The 19,029-nt window shown below is 64.7% G+C and carries 21 protein-coding genes; 13 read left to right on the top strand and 8 right to left on the bottom strand.

Features of this window, described 5'->3' with window-relative positions; genetic code table 11:
* Positions 1-73: 73 nt before the first annotated feature.
* Positions 74-1,006 carry a DMT family transporter gene (locus AAFG50_RS08780; RefSeq protein WP_028173069.1) on the top strand — a complete coding sequence of 311 codons (933 nt, stop codon included), beginning with the start codon at positions 74-76 and terminating at the stop codon, positions 1,004-1,006.
* A 35-nt stretch (positions 1,007-1,041) separates the two neighbouring features.
* Here the strand turns inward: AAFG50_RS08780 and AAFG50_RS08775 are convergent, their stop codons facing one another.
* On the bottom strand, positions 1,042-1,446 hold the full coding sequence (locus AAFG50_RS08775; RefSeq protein ID WP_028173068.1) for a VOC family protein: 405 nt from the start codon (positions 1,444-1,446) through the stop codon (positions 1,042-1,044).
* 123 nt (positions 1,447-1,569) lie between these two features.
* Complete coding sequence (locus AAFG50_RS08770; RefSeq protein WP_011089794.1) at positions 1,570-1,974, bottom strand: hypothetical protein; 405 nt, start codon at positions 1,972-1,974, stop codon at positions 1,570-1,572.
* A gap of 73 nt (positions 1,975-2,047) precedes the next feature.
* Between AAFG50_RS08770 and AAFG50_RS08765 the strand changes: the two genes are divergently transcribed.
* A complete protein-coding gene (locus AAFG50_RS08765; protein ID WP_028173067.1) occupies positions 2,048-2,680 on the top strand; it encodes a TetR/AcrR family transcriptional regulator in 633 nt (210 codons plus the stop codon).
* A gap of 48 nt (positions 2,681-2,728) precedes the next feature.
* Here AAFG50_RS08765 and AAFG50_RS08760 read toward each other — a convergent pair whose 3' ends face one another.
* Positions 2,729-3,130 (bottom strand): DUF1330 domain-containing protein, encoded by a 402-nt coding sequence (locus AAFG50_RS08760; protein ID WP_028173066.1) that lies wholly within the window; start codon positions 3,128-3,130, stop codon positions 2,729-2,731.
* Between the two features lie 93 nt (positions 3,131-3,223).
* Here AAFG50_RS08760 and AAFG50_RS08755 point away from each other — a divergent pair, with 93 nt between their 5' ends.
* Both AAFG50_RS08755 and AAFG50_RS08750 read left to right on the top strand, forming a co-directional pair.
* A complete protein-coding gene (locus AAFG50_RS08755; protein ID WP_028173065.1) occupies positions 3,224-4,159 on the top strand; it encodes a DMT family transporter in 936 nt (311 codons plus the stop codon).
* 97 nt (positions 4,160-4,256) lie between these two features.
* The gene (locus AAFG50_RS08750) at positions 4,257-5,234 is read left to right on the top strand and encodes a tripartite tricarboxylate transporter substrate binding protein (RefSeq protein ID WP_028173064.1); all 978 of its coding nucleotides are present in this window, start codon (positions 4,257-4,259) and stop codon (positions 5,232-5,234) included.
* Between the two features lie 123 nt (positions 5,235-5,357).
* Here the strand turns inward: AAFG50_RS08750 and AAFG50_RS08745 are convergent, their stop codons facing one another.
* The gene (locus AAFG50_RS08745; protein WP_028173063.1) at positions 5,358-7,043 is read right to left on the bottom strand and encodes a methyl-accepting chemotaxis protein; all 1,686 of its coding nucleotides are present in this window, start codon (positions 7,041-7,043) and stop codon (positions 5,358-5,360) included.
* A gap of 251 nt (positions 7,044-7,294) precedes the next feature.
* Between AAFG50_RS08745 and AAFG50_RS08740 the strand changes: the two genes are divergently transcribed.
* The 9 genes from AAFG50_RS08740 (at position 7,295) to AAFG50_RS08700 (ending at position 16,207) form a co-directional block, all read left to right on the top strand.
* Positions 7,295-8,338 carry a C-terminal binding protein gene (locus AAFG50_RS08740; protein WP_028173062.1) on the top strand — a complete coding sequence of 348 codons (1,044 nt, stop codon included), beginning with the start codon at positions 7,295-7,297 and terminating at the stop codon, positions 8,336-8,338.
* An 84-nt stretch (positions 8,339-8,422) separates the two neighbouring features.
* Positions 8,423-9,769: an extracellular solute-binding protein gene (locus AAFG50_RS08735; protein WP_011089801.1), complete on the top strand. Its 1,347-nt coding sequence runs from the start codon at positions 8,423-8,425 to the stop codon at positions 9,767-9,769.
* Positions 9,770-9,938: 169 nt separating this feature from the next.
* Complete coding sequence (locus AAFG50_RS08730; protein ID WP_011089802.1) at positions 9,939-10,895, top strand: sugar ABC transporter permease; 957 nt, start codon at positions 9,939-9,941, stop codon at positions 10,893-10,895.
* Between the two features lie 46 nt (positions 10,896-10,941).
* Entirely contained in the window at positions 10,942-11,784 is an 843-nt protein-coding gene (locus tag AAFG50_RS08725) for a carbohydrate ABC transporter permease (RefSeq protein WP_231166712.1), read from the top strand.
* Positions 11,785-11,911: 127 nt separating this feature from the next.
* Entirely contained in the window at positions 11,912-12,877 is a 966-nt protein-coding gene (locus AAFG50_RS08720) for an MBL fold metallo-hydrolase (protein WP_028173060.1), read from the top strand.
* Between the two features lie 48 nt (positions 12,878-12,925).
* Positions 12,926-13,927, top strand: coding sequence for an alpha/beta hydrolase (locus tag AAFG50_RS08715; protein ID WP_011089805.1), 1,002 nt, complete (start codon positions 12,926-12,928; stop codon positions 13,925-13,927).
* Between the two features lie 20 nt (positions 13,928-13,947).
* Complete coding sequence (locus tag AAFG50_RS08710) at positions 13,948-14,412, top strand: DUF6130 family protein (RefSeq protein WP_028173059.1); 465 nt, start codon at positions 13,948-13,950, stop codon at positions 14,410-14,412.
* Between the two features lie 131 nt (positions 14,413-14,543).
* Positions 14,544-14,726, top strand: coding sequence for a hypothetical protein (locus tag AAFG50_RS08705; RefSeq protein WP_028173058.1), 183 nt, complete (start codon positions 14,544-14,546; stop codon positions 14,724-14,726).
* 125 nt (positions 14,727-14,851) lie between these two features.
* The gene (locus AAFG50_RS08700; protein ID WP_028173057.1) at positions 14,852-16,207 is read left to right on the top strand and encodes an esterase-like activity of phytase family protein; all 1,356 of its coding nucleotides are present in this window, start codon (positions 14,852-14,854) and stop codon (positions 16,205-16,207) included.
* Positions 16,208-16,421: 214 nt separating this feature from the next.
* Here the strand turns inward: AAFG50_RS08700 and AAFG50_RS08695 are convergent, their stop codons facing one another.
* The 4 genes from AAFG50_RS08695 to hutX are packed head-to-tail and all read right to left on the bottom strand — an operon-like array spanning position 16,422 to position 19,009.
* Complete coding sequence (locus tag AAFG50_RS08695) at positions 16,422-17,252, bottom strand: TonB family protein (RefSeq protein ID WP_028173056.1); 831 nt, start codon at positions 17,250-17,252, stop codon at positions 16,422-16,424.
* Complete coding sequence (exbD, locus tag AAFG50_RS08690; protein WP_028173055.1) at positions 17,252-17,698, bottom strand: TonB system transport protein ExbD; 447 nt, start codon at positions 17,696-17,698, stop codon at positions 17,252-17,254. Before exbD ends, AAFG50_RS08695 begins: the two co-directional genes overlap by 1 nt.
* A gap of 3 nt (positions 17,699-17,701) precedes the next feature.
* Positions 17,702-18,478: a tonB-system energizer ExbB gene (gene exbB / locus AAFG50_RS08685; protein ID WP_028173054.1), complete on the bottom strand. Its 777-nt coding sequence runs from the start codon at positions 18,476-18,478 to the stop codon at positions 17,702-17,704.
* Between the two features lie 27 nt (positions 18,479-18,505).
* Positions 18,506-19,009, bottom strand: a complete 504-nt coding sequence (gene hutX / locus AAFG50_RS08680; protein ID WP_028173053.1) for a heme utilization cystosolic carrier protein HutX — start codon at positions 19,007-19,009, stop codon at positions 18,506-18,508.
* Between the last annotated feature and the right edge of the window lie 20 nt (positions 19,010-19,029).

The following is a 19,029-nucleotide window of genomic DNA, read 5'->3' as shown; positions in this document are numbered from 1 at the left end:
GCCGGGCTATGAGCCGGCCCGGACATCGCCGGGCCGGGGCTTCGGCGCATGACGCGGGGCCATAACAATCACAATGTCCGCCACCAGCCAGACCACGAGCACCGAAACATCCGGTCACAACTGGGTCGCGAACCAGCCTTACCTGCTGCTCAGCATCACCGCGCTGTGCTGGGCCGGCAACGCCATCGTCGGGCGGCTTGCCGCCGGCCACATCCCGCCGGTGACGCTGTCGTTCCTGCGCTGGTTCTTCGCCTTCCTCCTCGTGCTGCCGTTCGCCTGGAAACATCTCGCACAGGACTGGCCCGCGATCCGCGGCAAGCTCGGCCTGATGGTGACGCTCTCGATCACCGGCATCGGCGCCTTCAACACCCTGCAATACTGGGCGCTGGAGCACACCCAGGCGCTCAATACGCTGCTGCTCCAGTCGGCCGCGCCGCTGCTCGTGGCGCTGTGGTCGCTGGCGATCCTCGGCATCAGGCTCACCGCGGCGCAGGCCTTCGGCGTGCTGCTGTCGATGTGCGGCGTGCTGACCATCCTGCTGCATGGCGATTTCACCACGCTGTCGAACATCGAGTTCAACAAGGGCGACCTCATCTTCCTCCTCGCGCTGCTGATCTTCGCGCTCTATTCGGTGCTGAGCCTGAAGCGGCCGGCGATGCACGGCCTGTCGTTCCTCGCCTTCACCTTCGGTGCCGGCGCCGCATGCCTGATCCCGCTGGAGATCTGGGAATTGTCCGCGCGGCCCGTGATGAAGTTCGACGCGCCGAACCTGCTGACCCTGTTCTATGTCGCGGTCTTCCCCTCCACCCTCGCCTATCTCTGCTTCAATCGCGGGGTGCGCCTGATCGGCGCCAACCGCGCCGCGCCGTTCTTCCACGTCGTGCCGGTGTTCGGTTCGATCATGGCGATGGTTTTCCTGGGCGAACGCCCGCAGGCGTTCCACTTTATCGGTTTCGCGCTGGTGCTGTCCGGCGTGTTCGCGGCGTCAAGGAAGCAGGCGAGCTAGCCCGCCTTGTCAGCTCGCCGCGCAGCGTTCTGCGGTCAGGTGCTCGCTGATGGGTTCATCCATACGATTTCCCAAACATAGCCGTCCGGATCTTCAATGTGGCGGTTATACATGAAGCCGAGATCCTGTGCCGGGTTGGGATCGGCGCGACCACCCGCCGCCACCGCGCGAGTCAGCGTTGCATCGACGGCGTCGCGGTCATCGACCGTGAGGGCGATCAAGACCTGACTGTCGCGGCGCGGGTCACCAATCGGGCGTTTGGTGAATTGGCGATAGTGGTCGTGGGTCAGCAGCATCACGCCAATCGCGTCCGTGATCATGAGCGAGGTCGAACTCTCGCCCGAGAACTGAGGGTTCACCGTACCGCCGAGCGCCACATAGAACGCCGTCGATGCGGCGAGATCGCGCACGGGCAGGTTCAGCAGAATCATCCTGGACATTGCTTTTCCTTCTTCAGCGGCGGGATGCCGCGCTATTGCAAAGTTCTGCTTGCGAGAGTGCCTGCCGGCCTCGGGGCCGTTGTGGCGCCTCGCCGTCGGCTGTTACCTTGGATGAACGAGCCCCTAGATGTAGCGCGCCGCGCCCATGCAGAGGGCGGTGATGGCGAGCAGAGCGGCGGCCACGCGCTGGGCGGTCGCGATGCGCGAACGCACATTGGTCGCCTCGCTCGTGCCACGACGCAAGCTCAGCAGCGCACGAGGACCGGTTGCGGCCTGAACGCCGGCTGCGATCAGCGCGCAAACCGCACCAAGCGCGAGCACTTGCTCGGCCGCGCCAAAACTGCCGGAATGAACGAGATGCCCGAGATAGCCGCCGGTGAGGATCGCAATCATCGCCGCGCCGAGTTGCGGACCGACGAGCTGCTCGCCCCCGGCTGCTCCGGTTCGCGCCAGCGCAAAGCTTGATCCGGCCCAGAACACGGACGACAACACATGAAGCGACAGTGCGATTACGAGGGCAGTCTGCATGGCAAGCTCCAAACCGGCTCCTAAATTGGATATACATTATGTATAATCAATACGTCAAGACAATGGCAGGGCGATGCCGAAGCGCAGCTATGTGAGCTCGGTCCGCGCCTCCGCGGCCGCGGAGACGCGCGAACGCATCATCGCGGCCGGCGCGCGCCTGCTGCGCAAGGATGCGAGCATCGCGAACTTCTCGCTCGACGTGGTGGCGAAGGCGGCCGGCGTCACGCGGCTGACCGTCTACAACCAGTTCGGATCCCGGCGCGGACTGCTGGAGGCCGTGTTCGACGACATCGCACGGCAGGGCGGGCTGTTCGAACTGGCCGACGTGATGGCGCTGCCGGATCCACGCGCCGCGCTCGATCGCGTCGTCGCGATCTTCTGCACCTTCTGGGCGCACGACCCCGCGATCGGCGGCCTCAACCAGGCGATCGCAACCGATCCCGAATTCGGCAATGCGCTGGTCGCGCGCAACGAACGGCGGCGTGAGCTTGTGACGGGACTGGTGACACGCATCACCGAGAGCCGTGCCGCAAAGCGGGCCATGCAGGATGCCGTCGACCTGATCTTCGTACTGACGAGCTATCCGACCTTCGCAGCGCTGAGCCCGCAGCGGTCGACGGAGGAGGTCTGCCGCCTGTTGCAGACGGCGTGCCACGCCGCTGTGGATGCGTCGATGCCGGATGCGCGCGCGGAGCGGAAGAAATAGGCCGCGGCGGCTCTGCCGGCGCGAGAGGCTCACACGCAAGAGCGCGCGCTATTTCATCTTGAACTTGCTGTACGCCTCGCTCGTCGCGATGATGACGTGCTCGGCGCAGCCGTTGACGCGGTGGGGGTCGGCTTCACGCTCGTAGGCCTCCGACGTCATCATGTCGAGAAAGGCTGCGACGGTGGGGTAGTGGACCAGCGCGACGAAATCCCAGTCATTGCCCGGTTGCGGGCCGAGCGCGACCGCCTTGGCCTCGCCGGTCCAGAGCAGTGTGCCGCCGCGTACCTTGATCATGGGAACGGTGATCGCGCTGTAGCGCAAATAGGCGTCCCACCCCGAACCGTCACCGTCGCGCGAGCGCGCGTGGAAGCGCATCAGATTCAGCATCACCACCGGCGCATGCCGGTCGAGCCCTTCCAGGCCCTTGATGTTCAACATATTGACCGCCAACGGCACCTCCTCAGGTCATGCGTGCATTGTAGCATTGCGGCGGCGTGACTTGTGTCGCGACGGCAATCCGGCGCAAGGTTGTATCCGACCCCAATGACGACCGCTTCGCCCGCGCCACCAGCCTCGAATCCGGCCAGTTGGCTCAACAACCAGCCCTATCTGCTGCTCAGCCTGAGCTCGTTGTTCTGGGCCGGCAACATCGTGCTCGCGCGCCATGTCGGCGCGCATGTGCCGCCGCTGACGGTGACCACGATCCGCTGGTTCGGCGTGTTCCTCATCCTGCTGCCGTTCGCCTGGCCGCATCTGAAGCGCGACTGGCGGGCTCTGCGCAAGAGCCTGCCCCTGATGCTGTTCCTGTCGCTGGTGGGTTTTGCCTTCAACAACGCGATCTCGTACTGGGCGCTGCAATACACCGAAGCGCTGAACGCGCTGCTGATCCAGTCGGCCGGACCGCTGTTCGTCGCGCTGTGGTCGCTGGCGCTGTTCGGCGTGCGGCTGACGGCTGCGCAGCTCGCCGGCATCGCGATCTCGCTTCTCGGCGTGCTGACCATCATCCTGCGCGGCGATCTCTCCGCCCTTGCCAGCATCAGCTTCAACAGGGGCGACATCATGTTCGCGTCCTCGCTGGTGGCATTCGGACTCTACTCCGCCTTCATCCCGCGCCGGCCGAAGGTCCATCAGCTCTCCTTCCTGTCCTTCACGACCTGCTGTGGCGCGATCATGCTGCTGCCCACCGCCGTCTGGGAGGCCTGGAGCGGCAACGTCATGCAATTCGATGGGGTGACGCTGGCAACGTTCGGCTACATCCTGATCTTCCCCTCGACGCTCGCCTATCTCTTCTTCAACCGCGGCGTGGCGCTGATCGGGCCGAACCGGGCCGCGCCGTTCTTCCATCTCGTGCCGGTGTTCGGCTCGGCGATGGCGATCCTGCTGCTCGGCGAAAAGCTCCAGCCGTTTCACCTGATCGGCTACGCGCTGGTGCTCGCCGGCGTCGTGATCGCCTCGCGCCAGGGCGCGGCGGTGAAATAATTCCGCGACGCGGAGACAAGGCAACAAACTCGAGCCTTCCGATTCCAACAAAGAGAAGCTAGGTTCCCCGCCAACGAAAAAGAGGGAACGACCAGACATGCTTTCAGCGTTGATTCGAAACCTGCGCACCATCGGCACGGCCGCGCTCTGCCTCGCCGCCTCGACCGCCGCACAGGCCGACAATTACCCCAGCCGCAACATCACGCTGGTGCTGCCCTTCGCGGCCGGCAGCGGCACCGACACCACGACGCGGCTGATCTCGCAGCATCTGTCGCAGGCGCTCGGCGTTGGCATCGTGATCGAGAACAAGGCGGGCGCCAACGGCATGATCGCGGCAACTTTTGTCGCGCGCGCCGCCCCCGACGGCTACACGCTGCTGGTGACGACCAACACGACGCATTCGGCCAATCCCTACCTGCTCAAGAGCCTCACTTACGATCCGGTCAAGGATTTCACCCCGATCGCGCGCACCGGCGATTTGCCCTTCATGTTGGTCATTCACCCCGAGGTGCCGGCCAAGACCGTCGGCGAGCTGGTCGCCTACGGCAAGGCCAATCCGGGCAAGCTGAGCTACGCCTCGGGCTCGTCGTCGGCGATCGTGTCGGGTGCGACCTTCGCGCACAATGCCGGGCTCGACCTGCTGCACGTGCCCTACAAGAGCTCGCCGCCGGCGCTCAACGACGTCATGGGCGGCCGCGTCTCGATGATGTTCGTGGACATCCTGACCGGCCTGCCGCACGTCAACGGCAACGCGCTGCGCGCGCTCGCCGTCACCACCAAGGACCGCTCTCCGCTGGTGCCGAACCTGCCCTCGATGCAGGAGGCCGGCGTGCCGGACTTCGACATCTCCTCGTGGCAGGGCTATTTCGGTCCGGCCGGCATGCCGAAGGAGATCGTGACGCGGCTCAACGCCGAGATCAGGAAGATCGTCGAGAAGCCGGAGATCAAGGCGCAACTCGCCACCCTCGGCATGGATGCCTTCTCGGGCACGCCGGAACAGCTCGGCACCTTCGTGAACGAGCAGCTGGTGCTGTGGGAGAGGCTGATCACCAACGCGAAGATCGAGAAGCAGTAAGACGGTCTCGTAGGGTGGGCAAAGTGTAACGTGCCCACCGAGACGTCACAGCGAACTCAAAAAGAAAGGTGGGCACGACGCTTACGCGTCTTTGCCCACCCTACGAATTCCGTGCGCTTGAGCTTACGCCGCGCGCACCTTGGCGAGGAAGCCGTCCACCGCGCTGCGTAGCGCGCCGGACTGGCTGTCCAGCTCGCGGGCGTTGGTGAGCACGTCGGTGGCGGCGGTGCCGGTCGCTTCCGCGGCCGAGGTGACGCTGCCAATATTGGCATTGATCTCGTTCGATCCGGCGGCGACCGACTGGATGTTGCGGGCGATCTCGCGCGTCGCCTCGCCCTGCTGCTCGATCGAGGCGGAAATGCCCGCCGTGATCTCGCTCATCTCGGCAATCGTCTGGGTGATGCCGCCGATCGCCGCGACCGCATCGCTGGTCGAGGTCTGCATCGCCGCGACCTGGGCGGAGATTTCCTCGGTGGCCTTCGCGGTCTGGTTGGCGAGCGCCTTGACCTCGGAGGCGACGACGGCGAAGCCGCGGCCGGACTCGCCGGCGCGCGCCGCCTCGATGGTGGCGTTGAGCGCGAGCAGGTTGGTCTGCGCCGCGATCGAATGAATGAGCTTGACCACCTCGCCGATCTTCTCCGCGCCGGTGGAGAGCTCCTGCACCGTGGCGTTGGTGCGCTCGGCGTCGTTGACCGCCCGGCTCGCCACTTCGGTCGAACGCGTCACCTGGCGGGAGATTTCCGCAACCGAGCTCGACAGCTCTTCGGCGGCGGCGGCAACCGTGCCGACATTGCCGGAGGCCTTCTGCGAAGCCGCGCCGACTGTCGCCGCGCGCGAGGAGGCGTCGCTCGCGGTCGCCGTCATCGACTGCGCCGTGCTCTGCATGCCGGCCGCGGCCGAGGAGACCGAGCGAACGATGCCGTTGACGCTGCGTTCGAAGTCGTTGGCGATCTCTTCCATCGCGCTGCGACGATCCGCCGCGGCGCGTTCCTTGGCGTCCGCCTCGGTCTTCTCGAGGTCACGAATACGGACCGCATTGTCCTTGAAGATCTGAACGGTCGAGGCCATTGCGCCGACCTCGTCGCCGCGGCCGACGCCGGGAATGTCACCCTCGAGCTTGCCGTCGGCGAGATCCTTCATGCGGGCGCCGAGCAGCGCCAGCGGACGGCTGATGCTGCGTCCGATCATCCAGGCGACGCTGCCGGCGACGATGACGATGCCGAGCATGGCGAGGCCGAGCAGCCAGTAGACCGGCCCCATCTTGGCGTCGATATCCTCGAGATAGGCGCCGGTGCCGAGATACATGTCGAAGCCGGGAACGGCGACCGCGTAGCCGAGCTTGCGGATCGGCTTCTCCTGGCCGGGCTTCATGTATTCATAATACAGCAGGATCGAACCATTGGCCTTGACGCCATCCATCAGCTCGACCGACAGCCTGCGGCCGTTGGTCACCACATCCATGCGGTTGGCGCCGATCTGCTTCGGATCGGGGGCAAGCTGCGTGATGCCGTCATAGGACGTGCCGAACAGGTAGCCCGCACCGTTGTCGTAGGTCATCGCATTGCCGTAGCGGCGAAGCTCGGCCATGGCCGCGTCCTTCGTCATCTCGCCGGCATCGACGCGCTTCTTCAGCGCAGCGGCGTAGTTGCGCCCCAACTCGACGATCGCCTTGGCCTGGTCGATGCGCGCATTCACCATCTCCTGCTTCATCAGGTAGCCGGCGAGAACTCCGGAGATGCAAAGGCCGAACAGGGTAACACCGACAAGGATGCCAAGCTTGGGGGCGATCTTCAGATTGCTCAACTTCACGATGGGCTCCTCGGGTGACGCGGGCTCGCGCAGACCTTTTTATTTGAATCAACTTTTAGTGTGTGACCCCTTAGCAAGTTACTTACGTGCCTCCGTAGAAGCCCTGACGATGCCGCGAAAACCGGCAAATAATGGTCAAGCCGGCAACCGGCGATTGTACGCACGCACCCCGATTTCGCGTAAAAGACGCAAAGGCCCGCCGAGAAGGCCGGGCCGCAACAAGAACCGACAAACCAAATCGGGAGCAGGAAATGCCGAAATACAGGGTGGTGACGCCGAAGGGCGCGAGCTTCACGGTCGCGGGCAGCGATTATTCCTACGAGCGCGAGGCGCTTGATCCGATCGACGCCGAGATCATCGAAGCTCCGGCCAACGAAGCCGAGTTCATTGCCGCCGCGAAAAACGCCGACGCCATCTATGCCAAGGGCATCCCGATCACCAAGTCGATCATCGACGCACTGGAGAACTGCAAGGTCATCACGCTCGGCTCGGTCGGCGTGGACAGCGTCGACGTGAAGGCCGCCACCGCGCGCGGCATTCCCGTCACCAACATCCCCGACACCTTCATCGAGGAGGTCGCGGACCACGCCATGATGCTGCTGCTCGCCGGCTTCCGCCGCCTGGTCGAGCAGGACAGGATGGTGCGCAGCGGCCGCTGGGCCGAGGGCCGGCCGGCGCTGCTGAAGATCCCGCGGCTGATGGGCCAGACGCTCGGCTTCATCTCGTTCGGACGCGTCGCGCGCGCGGTTGCGAAGCGCGCCGCGCCGTTCGGCCTGCGCATGATGGCCTACGACCCCTTCATCCAGGAAACGCTGATGTACGACCACGGCGTCATCCCCGCGACGCTGAACGAGGTGCTGTCGCAATCCGACTTCGTCTCGATGCACGCGCCCGCGCGGCCCGAAGTGCACCACATGCTGACCGAGAAGCACTTCCGGCAGATGAAGAAGGGCTCGATCTTCATCAACACCGGTCGCGGCGCCACGGTGGACGAGGAGAGCCTGATCAAGGCGCTGCAGGAGGGCTGGATCGCGCACGCCGCCCTCGACGTGCTGGAGAAGGAGCCGCCCTCGCACAACAATCCCATCCTCAGCATGGAGAACGTGACCCTGACCGCCCATGTCGCCTCGGCCTCGGCACGGTTCGACGAGGCACGCAAGCGCCGCGTGGGCTACGAATTGTCACTGGTGCTTCAGGGCATGTGGCCGGTAAGCTGCGTCAATCCGTCGGTGCTGCAAAGCACCGCGCTCCGCCGTTGGCAGCCCGTCAGCATGGATCGCGGACCGAACAGCTAGGCGGCCGGCCGCACGACGCGCCGGAAACCGGAAGACCCTTCACCGGCGATCAACGCCGGGAAGGGAGACAACAGGGAGGAACTGATGAGGAACGACCTGACACGTCGTGACGCCTTGGCGCTGGGCCTGTCCGCTGCGACGTTCGCGGCAACCGGTGCTGCGGCGCAAACACCGCCATCACAGATCAAGGCCGCCGATGTGCCGGCCCCCAAGCTCGCGATCGAGAAGGGCGCGAGCCTGCGCATGCTGCGGCCGGTGCGGTTCGTGCAGGCCGACGAGGACGTGTTTCGCGCCAACGCGGCCAAATTCACCAAGGAGACCGGGGTCGAGGTCAAGGTCGATTTCGTCGGCTGGGAGGACATCAACCAGCAGACCGCGGTGACGGCCAATTCCGGTGCCGGCCCCGACATCATCATCGGCTTCTCCGATGCTCCGCACATCTACATCGACAAGCTGATCGAGCTGACCGACGTCGCCGACTATGTCGGCAAGCGTTACGGCGGCTGGCTGCCGCTGGCGCAGCGCTACGGCAAGAGGAACAAGAGCGACGCCTGGATCGGACTGCCGTTCGGCGCCACCGCGGGTCCGCTGATCTACCGCAAGTCGATCCTGCAATCGGTCGGCTTCGACAAGGTGCCGGAGGACCACGCCGGCATCGTCGACCTCTGCCAGAAGCTGCAGAAGGCCGGCAAGCCGGCCGGCTTCGCGCTCGGCAACGCCAAGGGCGACGGCAACGGTTTTGCGAACTGGGCACTGTGGTCACACAACGCCGCCCTGCTCGACGAAGAGGGTAACGTCACCATCAACAGCAAGGAGACGATTGCCGCGCTGAACTGGGTCAAGCAGCTCTACCCGACCTTCATCGCCGGCACGACCTCGTGGAACGACGTCAGCAACAACCGCGCCTACTCCTCGCAGGAGATCGCGCTGACCGCCAACGGCGTCTCGCTGTACTTCTCGCTGAAGAACGATCCGGCGACCAAGGCGATCGCCGACGACAGCGAGCATCAGTTGCTGCCGAAGGGCGTCGCCAAGATCTCGCCGATGGCCGGCCTGACGTTGAACGCCATGGTGTTCAAGCACAGCCAGTATCCCAACGCCGCAAAGGCCTTCCTGCAATACATGCTGGAAAAGGACCAGTACGAGCCGTGGCTCAATGCCAACTCCGGCTACTGGGCCCAGCCGCTGGCCGCCTATGCCGATGCCGCCGTGTGGTCGCAGGACCCCAAGGTGAAGCTGTTCAAGGACACCATGAACAGCACCTATTATGACGGCTACAGGGGCCCGATCTCGACGGCGACCGGTGCCGTCAGCGCCGACTACGTTCTGATTCAGATGTGCGCGTCGGTCGCGACCGGCGCTGCCACGCCGGAAGCCGCAGCCGCGGAAGCCGAACAGCGCTGCAAGCGATACTTCCGGCGGCAGAAGTAACGGCCGCCGACAAAGCAACCGTTATTGCGAGGAGCAAAGCGACGAAGCAATCCAGACTGCATCCGCGGAAACACACTGGATTGCTTCCGCCTTCGCCAAGGCCTCGGCGGACAAGTCGCTTCGCTCGCAATGACGGTGTGGTGATAGCCCTGAACAGGACAACGACACGATGTCCGTGACCACACTTCCCCCTCTCGCCCTGGCCCAGCGGCAGCCGTCCTGGCTGGTGCGCCTGTTCGACTACAAGCCGTTCCTGATCGTGATGTGCCTTGCGCCCGCGATCGGGCTGCTGGCGGTGTTCCTGACCTATCCGCTCGGCCTCGGCATCTGGCTCGCCTTCACCGACACCACGATCGGCCGCAAGGGCGACTATGTCGGCCTGGAAAACTTCCAGTATCTGCTCACCGATCCCCTGTGGTGGAACGCGGTGTTCTACAGCGTGGTCTACACGGGCATAGCGACGTTCGGGAAGTTCGCGCTCGGCTTCTGGCTGGCGCTCCTGCTCAACAACCATTTTCCGTTCAAGAGCCTGCTGCGGGCGATCATTCTCCTGCCCTGGATCGTGCCGACGGTGCTCTCGGCGCTGGCGTTCTGGTGGATCTACGATCCGCAATTCTCGATCATCTCCTATCTCCTGGTCGACGTGCTGCACTGGCGGTCGAGCAACATCGACTTCCTCGGCTCGCCCTGGCCGGCGCGCTTCTCGCTGATCGTCGCCAATATCTGGCGCGGCATTCCCTTCGTCGCGATCTCGCTGCTGGCGGGCCTGCAGACCATCTCGCCCTCGCTCTACGAGGCTGCGATGCTCGACGGCGCCAGCGCCTGGCAGCGCTTCCGCTACATCACCTTCCCGATGATGATGCCGATCCTCGCCATCGTGATGACGTTCTCGATCATCTTCACCTTCACCGACTTCCAGCTCGTCTACGCCATCACCCGCGGCGGCCCCGGCAACTCCACCCATTTGCTGGCAACGCTGGCCTTCCAGCGCGGCATTGCCGGCGGCGAGCTCGGCGAAGGCGCCGCCATCGCGGTGTCGATGATCCCGTTCCTGGTGTTCGCGACGCTGTTCTCCTATTTCGGCCTGGCGCGCCGCAAATGGCAGCAGGGAGAGAGCAATGACTGACACCGTCGCGCAAGCCACACCCGACACTAAGGCGGCGCCCGACACCATGGCCTGGGATTCCGGGCTGCGGCGGCTGATGATGATCTACCTGCCGCTCGGCTGCTTCGTGCTGATCCTGCTGTTTCCGTTCTACTGGATGGCGATCACCTCGTTCAAGCCGAACGCCGAGCTGATGAACTACAAGGCGCACAATCCGTTCTGGATCTCCTCGCCGACGCTGGCGCACATCAAGCACCTCCTGTTCGACACCGCCTATCCCCGCTGGCTGTGGACGACGATGCTGGTTGCGATCGGCTCGACCACGCTGTCGCTGATCGCGAGCACGCTTGCCGCCTATGCGATCGAACGCCTGCGCTTCCGCTGCAGCCCCTATGTCGGCCTCGGCATCTATCTCGCCTACCTCGTGCCGCCGTCGATCCTGTTCATTCCGCTCGCCACCGTCGTGGTGCAGTTCGGCCTGTTCGACTCACCGATGGCGCTGATCCTGGTCTACCCGACCTTCCTGGTGCCATTCTGCACCTGGCTCCTGATCGGCTATTTCAAGTCGATCCCCTACGAGCTCGAGGAATGCGCGCTGGTCGACGGCGCGACGCGGCTCCAGATCCTGCGCCGGATCACGCTGCCGCTGGCCGTGCCCGGCCTGATCTCGGCCGGCATCTTCTCCTTCACGCTGTCCTGGAACGAGTTCATCTATGCGCTCGCCTTCATCCAGAGCGGCGCCAACAAGACCGTGCCGGTCGCGATCCTGACCGAGCTCGTCACCGGCGACGTCTACCAGTGGGGCGCGCTGATGGCGGGCTCGCTGCTCGGCTCGCTGCCGGTTGCGATCTTCTACTCGCTGTTCGTGGATTACTACGTGTCCTCGCTGACCGGCGCGGTAAAGGAGTAATCGGCGGTTGCACGCGACGATCGTGCAATCGCGATAGACTGCTCACTTCTTCCGTCCCATCATGTCACGGTGATGGCGGGTCGATCGCTGGCGCCGTCAATTTATCGCTCGAGAAAGCGAGAATTGCATGGGATCGCCAAATTCGTTATCGCGGCGCGGCTTTTGCCTGTGTTGCGTCGGCGGCGCCACGTTCGCCGCCTCCGCCGGATGGCTCACACCGCGCGAGGCCTACGCCGAGGCGCGCGGCCTCGTCAGCCTGATCAAGGACAGTGCGGCAATTTCTCCGATCACGGCCTCCAGGCTGCGCAACAATATCAGCGTGCTCGAAGGCTCCGGCGGCAACATCGCCGTCCTGACCGGGTCCGACGGCAAGCTCCTGGTCGATGCCGGCATCCGCGTGTCGCGCGCCCAGCTCACCAATGCGCTGGCCGGTCTCGGCACCGATCCCGTCACCCATCTCGTCAACACCCACTGGCATTTCGACCATGCCGACGGCAATGAGTGGCTGCATTCGGCCGGCGCGAAGATCATCGCACACGAGAACACCCGGAAGCACCTCCTCGGCGTTCAGCGCGTCGAAGACTGGGACTACAATTTCCTTCCGCTCGGACCCGGCGGGATTCCCAGCGAAGTGTTTGCCGGCAGCCACAAGCTCGGTCTCAACGGCGCCTCGATCAGCCTGAAATATTTCGGGCCCGCACACACCGACAGCGACGTCTCCGTCACCTTCGTGGAAGCCAACATCGTCCACGTCGGCGACACATTCTGGAACGGCATCTATCCGTTAATCGACTATTCGACCGGCGGCAGCATCGACGGGATGATCGCGGCATGCGACGCCAATCTCGCGGCGACCGACAAGGATACGATCATCATTCCCGGTCATGGCAAGCCGGTCAGCAACAAGGCCGAGCTTCAGGCGTTCCGCGACATGCTGGTCGCGATCCGCGACAACGTCGCCCGGCTGAAGGCGCAGGGACGCACCCGGGACGAAACCGTCGCGGCGAAGCCAACCGCGGCCTTCGACGCGCAATGGGGGCAGTTCGTGATCGACCCCGGCTTCTTCACCAGGCTGGTCTACCAAGGCGTTTGAGGAGCGGACGACTGACGTCCGACCACCGAGTTTAACGGGGAGACCGACATGAGCATCGCAGAATTCACACCGGCGCCAGCCCGGCTCGATCGGCGGCGCCTGATTCTCGGATTGTCCGGGATGGCTGTTGCCGCGGCTCCGCAGGCTGCATCGGCCAAGTCGCAAGCCGGCGCGCAAGGCGGCGGCTATCCGGTCGTCCATCATCGAACCACGACCGTCGACGGCATCAGGATCTTCTATCGCGAGGCGGGTCCGAAGGACGCACCTGCGGTACTGCTGCTGCACGGCTTCCCGACCTCCTCGCACATGTTCCGCAACCTGATCCCGGCTCTGGCCGACCGCTACCACGTGATCGCTCCCGACTACCCCGGCTACGGCCAGAGCGACATGCCGCCGCGCGCGTCGTTCAAGTACACGTTCGACCGTTTCGGTGAGCTCGTCGACGGCCTGCTCGATCAGCTCGGTGTCACCCGCTATGCGATGTATGTCATGGATTACGGCGCTCCCGTGGGCTGGCGGCTGGCGCTCAAGCATCCCGAGCGCGTCAGCGGCCTGATCGTGCAGAACGGCAACGCCTATGACGAAGGGCTGAAGAAGTTCTGGGATCCGATCAAGCAATACTGGGCCGACGGATCCGATGCGAGCCGGCAGGCGTTGATGAAGCTCGTCACGCTGGAGACCACGAAATTCCAGTACACCGACGGCATGTCCGACGTCAGCCGGATTTCACCGGACAACTGGGTGCACGATCAGGCGCTGCTCGACCGTCCCGGCAACAGCGAAATCCAGATGGACCTGTTCTACGACTACCGGACCAACCTGCCGCTGTATCCCGCGGTGCAGGCCTACTTCCGCAAGCACAAGCCGCCGACACTGATCGTCTGGGGCAAGAACGATTTCATCTTTCCCGCCGACGGCGCCCATCCCTACAAACGCGACCTGCCCCAGGTGGAATTTCACCTCATCAACACCGGCCATTTCGCGCTCGAGGACAAGTTCGACGAAATGGTCCCGCTGATCCGCGACTTCCTCGCCCGCAAGATCGCCTGATCCCTTCGGAAGGAACGGCCATGTACGCCCCCCTCGACTGCATGGCCGTTCTGGCGGCCTCCACATTGTTTGCAGCGACCGCCGTCGCCCAGACCGCCAGAGACGTGCGTGGCCCCTCCCCGCTGGTTGCGATCGAAAACGAGGCGCCCGCCCGGCTGATCGTCGATCCGCCGCTCGCCGAGCAGTTGGCGCGAGGCCTCGTCTTCATCCAGTATGCGACGGAAAACCTGCGCGTGGTGCCGGTGTTCGGTAAGGGCGCGCTCGACGTATCGCCACGCATCGGCCACGTCCACGTTACGGTCGACGACGCGCCGTGGCATTTTGTCGATGCCAGTGGCGAGACCGTGATCGTGGTCGGACTGAAGCCGGGCCCGCACAAGGTGCTGTTCGAGCTGGCCGATCCCACACACCGCGTGATCGACAGCAAGACGGTCAGCTTCGAGATTCCGCCACAGCCAAAGCCAGTGCCCTCGCCGGCGCGGTAAAGGAGTAGGACGAACTCAAGCCTGTGAGGCGCACGAAACGCGCCCGGATCGCGCTCTCGGGCGCTTTACAGACGACGATCTGCTGCATAGGCTCCAGAACATTATTTTTTTGATTTTTTGGAGCATTTGACATGAAGACATTGGTGTTGACCGTCATCGCTGTTCTGTTTCTCGTCCCCGTTGCGTCGAGCGCGCAGGCCCAAACCGGAACGTCGACTGCAACCAAGAAGAGCAGCAAGCAACCACAGACCAAAAATCTGCCGCGGTGCAGCCGCGCAAATCAGATGGCCGGCAAACCGTGTTACGGCGGGTAGCGCCGAGCAAGGAGTGACAAAACCCCGGCAACGTGCCGGGGCTTTGGCTGCGGCCTTTGGCCCGCTTTCACAAAACTGAAACAAGGGATCCGCATAAGGCATGCGTCCGCCAACAGGAGACGCACATGCGCGCGAGTTTTCTTGCCACCGTCGCAACGATCATTCTCACCGCGAGCACGGCGCTCGCCCAGAGCGAAGGTGAATTCCCGGCGAAGCTCGCCGGCCACGTGGTGATGCCGGCCGAATCGTTCATCGACGCGCCGGCGGATGCGCCCGCCGATCTCAAGACCTCCGGAAAGTACACCACCGGCAAGCGCGTCGACGCGCTCGGCACCGTGATGGGCAAATCCTATGAGCGGGCGACCGGCGTATCGCTGCCGTTCAAGGGCCAGCCGCTCCAGGGCCATTCCGGCATCAAGACCATGCCCGACGGCAGCTTCTGGGTCATCACCGACAACGGCATGGGCGCCCGCGCCAACTCGCCGGATTCGATGCTGTATCTCAACCGCTACAAGATGGATTGGGCGAGCGGCAAGATCGAGCGGCAGGAGACGATCTTCCTGCACGATCCCGACAGACGCGTGCCGTTCCGCATCGTCCATGAGGACACGCAGAAGCGCTACCTCACCGGCTCCGACTTCGACACCGAAGGTTTCCAGATCATCGGCGATACTTTCTGGATCGGCGACGAGTTCGGCCCCTACATCCTCAAGGCCGACAAGACCGGCAAGATCCTCGGTGTGTTCGAGACGGTTGCCGACGGCAAGCCGGTGCGCTCGCCCGATCACTGGGCGGTGGCGACGCCGGGCGCACCGGGCGCGACCTACACCAACGTCAACCTGCGCCGCTCCAAGGGGTTTGAGGGCTTTGCCTCGTCCAAGGACGGCAAGTTCCTCTACGGCCTGCTCGAGGGGCCGCTGTGGGATGCCGACAAGAAGGACTGGGAGAAGGTCGACGGCAAGGAAGCTTCCCGCATCCTCGAATTCGACGTCGCCGCGGAAAAGTTCACCGGCCGCTACTGGCAATACGTGTTCGAGCAGAACGGCAACGCCATCGGCGACTTCAACATGATCGATCAGGCCTCCGGCCTCATCATCGAGCGCGACAATGGTGAAGGCACGCCCGACAAGGCCTGCCCGCAGGGCACTCGCGGCGACAACTGCTTTCCTGATCTCGCCAAATTCAAGCGCGTCTACAAGATCGAGCTCACCGAGGCCAATGTCGGCAAGCCCGTGCGCAAGATCGGCTATGTCGACCTCATGAAGATCAAGGATCCCGACAAGAAGGCGCGCAAGCCGCTCAACGACGGCGTCTACACTTTCCCGTTCTTCACCATCGAGAACGTCGATCGCGTCGACGACTCCCACATCATCGTCGGCAACGACAACAACCTGCCGTTCTCGTCCAGCCGCGATCCCAACAAGGCCGACGACGACGAGTTCATGTTGCTCGAGGTCGCGGATTTTCTGAAGGCGAAGTAAGGCAACGGTCTCTCTTCAGCCGCCACAAACTCCGCCGTCGTCCCGGACAAGCGCAAGCGCAGATCCGGGACCCATAACCCCAGGCCGGAGTTGTGGCACGAGATGGTGGTGACGAATCTTCGCCAAACGCGACCCTGTGGTTATGGGTCCCGGATTTGCGCGCGCTTAGGGCGCGCTTGTCCGGGACGACGGCGGAGTTTGTGGAGACCGCGACCTACCTCACCGTAAACTCCACCGGGATCGAAAAGCTCATCGCGCCGTTCTTGATCTCGTCGGGAAACGGAGGGAACGGTGAGGCCTGGCGGATCATCGACATGGCCTGGGCGTCGAAGGCGGCAACGCCGGAGGAGCCGCCGAGACGGCTCGACGTGACCTGCCCGCTGCGGCCTAGGGTGAAGCTCAGCCTGGCCACGCCGCGCTGACCGCCGCCACCGGACGGATATTGGTGGAAACGCATCAGATGCGCGCGGACGCGTTGATTGTAGGACGCGATCGCCGAGGCCACCGCGCCCGCGCTCATCGCGGACGCCATGGGCGCCTCGCGCTCGGCGCGCGGCGGCGCGCTGGTGCGCGGCGCGGGCATCGCCTCCGAGGGCTTTTTTGACTCGCGGCGAACGATCTTCGGCTTCTCCGGCACAGGCTTTTCAACCGGCACGATCTTCGCGGGCTCGGGCCTGGCTGGTGTCGGCTCCAGCTTCTGCTCAGGCGGCGCCACCACGTCAGGCTTGTCCTGCGGCGGTGTCGGCGCGATGGTCTCTTCGACGGCTTGCCGCTGCGCGGGCTCCGGCGGCGAAGCGTCGGCCTCCTGCATCACGGGCCCGGGCGCGACGTCGTCCGGCATTGACTGCGGTGCCGATGTCACCGGCGCCATGTCGACCATGATCGCGGGAAGGCTGACGCCCTGTTCCGGCTGCGATTTCAGCCAGCTCATCGCAAGCAGCGCGACGGCAACATGCAACGCCACGATCACTGCTCCCGAGACGCCCCAGCGTGCGCCCTCGCGCTCGCCGAGCGGCTCGTGCAGGACAAAGGCGTGGGCGGCCATCAGCTGCGTCCGTCGAGGCCGACCAGGGCGACCTTCAAGTAGCCGGCATTGCGCAAGCTGTTCATCACCTCCATCAGATCGCCATAGGAGACGGCCTTGTCGGCGCGGAGATAGATGCGCTCGTCCTTGCGGCCCCTGGTGGCGACGTCGAGCGAGGAACTGAGCGCCTCGCGAGCCACGACGTCTTCGCCGACGGCAATCGAGAGGTCCGGCTTCACGGTGACGAACACCGGCTTGTCCGGCCGCGGCGCCGGCTCGGCGGCGGTTGCCGGCAGCTCGACGCCGATGTCCACGGTGGCGAGCGGTGCGGCCACCATGAAGATGATCAGCAGCACCAGCATCACGTCGATGAACGGCGTGACGTTGATCTCATGGGTGACGTCGAGATCATCGGGGTCGCCGCGCCTAAGCGGCGATCCTGCCCCTGCGCCGAGCTTCGCGGCCATGGCCTACTCCGCCGCCCGCGACAGGCGAAAATCGCGGTGGTCGCGCTGGCGGCTCACCAGCAGCATCAATTGTGCCGAGGCATCGCCAAGCAGCGCGCGGTAATTGGCGATGCCGCGGACGAGATGATTGTAGATCACGACCGCCGGGATCGCGGCGACGAGGCCGAGCGCGGTGGCGAGCAGCGCCTCCGCAATGCCGGGCGCAACCACCGCAAGGCTGGTGGTGTGGCTCTCGGAGATGCCGATGAAGGCGTTCATGATGCCCCACACCGTGCCGAACAGGCCGACAAACGGCGCGGTGGCGCCGATGGTCGCGAGCACCCCGGTGCCGCGCGCGATCTGCCGCGACATCGCCGCCTCGACCCGCTCCAGCCGCAGCGCCACGCGCTCCTGAAGACCGTCGTCGACAATGCCGCCGGAGAGCTCGGCCTCCTTCGCGCAGGACTGGATGAGCTGGGCAACCGCGTCATGCGCGTCCCCGGTCCGCGCCGCCGCCTCCGCCAGCTTCATCCGGCCCTCGAGCGCGCGCGTCCGCTGCACGGCGAGCGCACTCTTGCGGCGCAGCTCGACGGTCTTGGCGAGCCACACCGTCCACGTCACCACCGAGGCGACGGCCAGCCCGATCATCACCGCCTTCACGATGATGTCGGCACCGAGGAACATGCCCCAGGGCGACAGATTACGCGGCAACAGCGCTTCGTCGATCGCGAAGGCCGGAGCCGGCGCGAGCGCCAGCGCGATGGTTAGGATCACGTGCCGAAGCCTGGAATTGCCTTGCATCCTGATCACCCGACAGACAGAAGGAAGCTATGCCGCGATCCGGCCCGAAAGCTGGCGAAACCGCACGAGCTGATCCGCACGCAGCGCCCGGGTCTCGTCGCGGCCGACGAAGACCTTGAACATGATGCCGCCGTCGGCATTGACGAAGGCGATGAAGGCCGAATTCTTGCCCATGAAGGGACGCTCGACGAAGGCGATGCCTGCGCAACGCTCATGGCGCAGATGGCCATGCAGGCCCTTCGGCTGCATCAGGTTGAAATAGCCGCGGCCGATCTCGCCCGCGGGAATTGATCCGGTGAATTCGAAGATCGCGTCATCCGTGTGCACGATCAGCGTGACCTCGCCCCATTGTGCGACGTCCTGCATCGCGGCGGCAAAATGCTCGCCGCCTCCCATGCGCACCATCGACGAGGGCAGTGCCTCGATCACGGCACGTGGCGTGACATTGCGCCCCCGCGCGACGTCCTCGATCACCGCGCCGGGATTGTCGGCCATGTACGCCTTGAGATCGGCGAGATCGGTGCTCAACATGTCCAGCTCCTCTCCTGCGT

It is taken from the genome of Bradyrhizobium sp. B039, from assembly GCF_038965675.1.
Lineage (GTDB): Bacteria > Pseudomonadota > Alphaproteobacteria > Rhizobiales > Xanthobacteraceae > Bradyrhizobium > Bradyrhizobium diazoefficiens.
This window is presented reverse-complemented; position numbering and strand designations above follow the sequence as displayed.

Bases quoted from the DNA above. Each gene is read 5' to 3' on its own strand.
- AAFG50_RS08730 (WP_011089802.1), top strand. From the start codon at position 9,939: ATGTCCGTGACCACACTTCCCCCTCTCGCCCTGGCCCAGCGGCAGCCG.
- AAFG50_RS08710 (WP_028173059.1), top strand. From the start codon at position 13,948: ATGTACGCCCCCCTCGACTGCATGGCCGTTCTGGCGGCCTCCACATTG.
- AAFG50_RS08780 (WP_028173069.1), top strand. From the start codon at position 74: ATGTCCGCCACCAGCCAGACCACGAGCACCGAAACATCCGGTCACAAC.
- AAFG50_RS08695 (WP_028173056.1), bottom strand. From the start codon at position 17,252: ATGGCCGCCCACGCCTTTGTCCTGCACGAGCCGCTCGGCGAGCGCGAG.
- AAFG50_RS08775 (WP_028173068.1), bottom strand. From the start codon at position 1,446: ATGTCCAGGATGATTCTGCTGAACCTGCCCGTGCGCGATCTCGCCGCA.
- AAFG50_RS08700 (WP_028173057.1), top strand. From the start codon at position 14,852: ATGCGCGCGAGTTTTCTTGCCACCGTCGCAACGATCATTCTCACCGCG.
- AAFG50_RS08755 (WP_028173065.1), top strand. From the start codon at position 3,224: ATGACGACCGCTTCGCCCGCGCCACCAGCCTCGAATCCGGCCAGTTGG.
- exbB (WP_028173054.1), bottom strand. From the start codon at position 18,478: ATGCAAGGCAATTCCAGGCTTCGGCACGTGATCCTAACCATCGCGCTG.
- AAFG50_RS08740 (WP_028173062.1), top strand. From the start codon at position 7,295: ATGCCGAAATACAGGGTGGTGACGCCGAAGGGCGCGAGCTTCACGGTC.
- AAFG50_RS08720 (WP_028173060.1), top strand. From the start codon at position 11,912: ATGGGATCGCCAAATTCGTTATCGCGGCGCGGCTTTTGCCTGTGTTGC.
- exbD (WP_028173055.1), bottom strand. From the start codon at position 17,698: ATGGCCGCGAAGCTCGGCGCAGGGGCAGGATCGCCGCTTAGGCGCGGC.
- AAFG50_RS08750 (WP_028173064.1), top strand. From the start codon at position 4,257: ATGCTTTCAGCGTTGATTCGAAACCTGCGCACCATCGGCACGGCCGCG.
- hutX (WP_028173053.1), bottom strand. From the start codon at position 19,009: ATGTTGAGCACCGATCTCGCCGATCTCAAGGCGTACATGGCCGACAAT.
- AAFG50_RS08770 (WP_011089794.1), bottom strand. From the start codon at position 1,974: ATGCAGACTGCCCTCGTAATCGCACTGTCGCTTCATGTGTTGTCGTCC.
- AAFG50_RS08725 (WP_231166712.1), top strand. From the start codon at position 10,942: ATGGCCTGGGATTCCGGGCTGCGGCGGCTGATGATGATCTACCTGCCG.
- AAFG50_RS08735 (WP_011089801.1), top strand. From the start codon at position 8,423: ATGAGGAACGACCTGACACGTCGTGACGCCTTGGCGCTGGGCCTGTCC.
- AAFG50_RS08715 (WP_011089805.1), top strand. From the start codon at position 12,926: ATGAGCATCGCAGAATTCACACCGGCGCCAGCCCGGCTCGATCGGCGG.
- AAFG50_RS08705 (WP_028173058.1), top strand. From the start codon at position 14,544: ATGAAGACATTGGTGTTGACCGTCATCGCTGTTCTGTTTCTCGTCCCC.
- AAFG50_RS08765 (WP_028173067.1), top strand. From the start codon at position 2,048: ATGCCGAAGCGCAGCTATGTGAGCTCGGTCCGCGCCTCCGCGGCCGCG.